The sequence below is a fragment of the Erwinia sp. MYb416 genome (assembly GCF_037479575.1).
Classification (GTDB): domain Bacteria; phylum Pseudomonadota; class Gammaproteobacteria; order Enterobacterales; family Enterobacteriaceae; genus Erwinia; species Erwinia rhapontici.
In genome coordinates this window covers 1,317-2,163 of the sequence record NZ_JBBGYT010000315.1, presented here as the reverse complement: position 1 = coordinate 2,163, position 847 = coordinate 1,317, and the positions used below count along the sequence as shown (strand labels likewise).

Genomic DNA, 847 nt, shown 5'->3' with positions numbered 1-847 from the left:
CAAATAACCCTGGTGAACTTTATCAACCCGGCCGGTCTGGAGGCCACGGGGGGCAATCTCTATCGCGAAACCACGGCCAGTGGTGAAGCTTTTGAAGGGGTGCCGGGAGAAGAGGCCTTCGGTGAGCTGGAACAGGGAGCACTTGAAGGTTCTAACGTGCAGGTGGTGGAAGAGATGGTCGATATGATCACCGTGCAGCGCGCCTATGAGATGAACGCAAAAATGGTCTCGGCCGCGGATGACATGCTGAAGTTCCTTAATCAGCAGGTGTAAATGCCAATTACTCAGGGCGGAAAGATGTCTTCCGCCTGTTATTACCCAAACGTCATCTGTGTTGACTGGTGAGAAAATGAAAAAAACGTTTCTGTTGCTGGCCGCCCTGTTGCTGTTGAGCGGCTGCGAAAGTTTGCCGTATGCGGTACATAAAGACGATGCCGAGTTCGCGCCGCCGTCCGATGTCAGCACGCCGAATGCCGCCATTCGTGGGGGTGGGTTGTATCAAACTAATTATAACTGGTCCCTGACACAGGATCGTCGCGCCTATCGTGTTGGCGATATTCTGACGGTATTGCTGGATGAGTCCACCCAGTCCAGCAAGCAGGCAAAGACCAATTTCGGCAAAAAGAACGAGGTTGAATTGGGTGTGCCTTCTGTAGCCGGAAAAACGCTGGATAAGTTGAGCGGTTCCGTATCCGGCAGTCGTGATTTCAACGGCAACGCGACGTCTGCGCAACAAAACATGCTGCGCGGATCGATTACTGTGGCGGTCCATCAGGTACTTTCCAACGGGGTACTGGTCATTCGCGGTGAGAAGTGGCTGACCCTGAACCAGGGAGACGAATATATG

The 847-nt window shown here is 53.2% G+C and carries 2 protein-coding genes; both read left to right on the top strand.

Translation table 11 applies throughout. The annotated features are described in order from the left end of the window. Window positions 1-273, top strand: a 273-nt coding sequence (locus WH277_RS03805) for a flagellar hook-basal body complex protein (protein WP_339504439.1), incomplete at its 5' end; no start/stop codon positions are given. A 76-nt stretch (window positions 274-349) separates the two neighbouring features. Beyond that, window positions 350-847 (top strand): flagellar basal body L-ring protein FlgH (locus WH277_RS03800; protein ID WP_339504437.1); only part of this gene is annotated, 498 nt, incomplete at its 3' end.